Raw genomic sequence first — 1217 nt, 5'->3', positions numbered from 1 at the left:
CCAGAACACTTTGTGGTCGCCGGCATTCTTGGTGTAGAGCGTGCCTTCGCCATAGGTCAGGCCACCGATCAGCGCGCCCGAGCCCTCTTCGCCCAGCAGATAGCCGTTGGGCAGGCCGTAGGAAGCAAAAATCTTCTCGACGACTGTGGCGAGCCCGCCTGATGTCGCGCCGAAGAACTTGTGACCGGAATCGACAATCTCCTGAGCGGTGTATTCCTGGGCCCGCAGGGCTGAAGTCGAGAAGACGAGAACGCCCAGGAGCGTGACCGCCATTGAGAAGACACGGAGAAAGCTCCGGTCGTAGTATCGGGAAAACATGCTTCCAATCTCCGTCAGGGAGCACCTTCGCCGACGCCTCGCACCCCGTACGGCTCTTTTAGCCGGCCGTTAAGGGTAACTGTTAGGGGCAAACTATGCCGTAATCCTTTTTCAACCATTAAGCTCCCACATGAACATGGCGGTTCGAAGGCTGTTTGGGGTCGCTCAAGTGGGGCCGGCAGCCTGCGTGAACACGCCATTTGCCACAACCACAATTTGGATTTGTTGCTGCACGCACGGGCGCTGTGTATTCAGAAAGCCCGAGGAGAGAGTGTGTGATTCGTGTGGCAGGCGACGATCGATCGCCCGGCCATGAGTTGTGAGATTTTGCAGGGATTTTTCGCCGATGGCCGATCTGTTCACCCTTTCCGCACCCGATCTGGCAGCGCTTTTGTGCAGCCGGGTCTGCCACGATATCATCTCGCCGGTCGGCGCGATCAACAACGGGCTCGAATTGCTTGATGAAGGCGGCGCCGACGAGGACGCCATGAAGCTGATCCGTCAGAGCGCCCGCAACGCTTCGGCCCGCCTGCAGTTCGCCCGCATCGCCTTTGGTGCCGCCGGCTCGGCCGGCATGTTGATCGATACCGGCGATGCCGAAGCGGTCGCCATCGCCTTCCTCAAGAACGAAAAGCCGGAACTGACCTGGAACGGGCCCCGCGCGTTGCTGCCCAAGAACAAGGTCAAGCTGCTGCTCAACCTGATCCTCGTCGCCAATGCCGCCATTCCGCGCGGCGGCAAGCTTTCCGTGACGCTGGAAAATCTTGAGACCGAACCTCGTTTCGCGCTTGCGTCGGCTGGCCCGATGCTGCGTGTGCCGCCGAAATTCCTCGAACTGCATTCCGGCCACAAGCCGGAGGAACCGATCGACGCGCATTCCGTGCAGCCCTACTACACGC

Annotated in this window: 2 protein-coding genes; one reads left to right on the top strand and one right to left on the bottom strand. The window is 60.2% G+C overall.

What is annotated here, in order from left to right:
* Nucleotides 1-318: EipA family protein (locus EN939_RS34905; RefSeq protein ID WP_127271911.1), on the bottom strand; the 318-nt coding region annotated here is incomplete at its 3' end.
* 346 nt (nucleotides 319-664) lie between these two features.
* Here EN939_RS34905 and chpT point away from each other — a divergent pair.
* Nucleotides 665-1217 (top strand): histidine phosphotransferase ChpT (chpT, locus tag EN939_RS34900; RefSeq protein WP_127271909.1); only part of this gene is annotated, 553 nt, incomplete at its 3' end.

Source organism: Mesorhizobium sp. M7A.F.Ca.CA.002.05.1.1, assembly GCF_003998335.1.
GTDB lineage: Bacteria > Pseudomonadota > Alphaproteobacteria > Rhizobiales > Rhizobiaceae > Mesorhizobium.
This window is presented reverse-complemented; position numbering and strand designations above follow the sequence as displayed.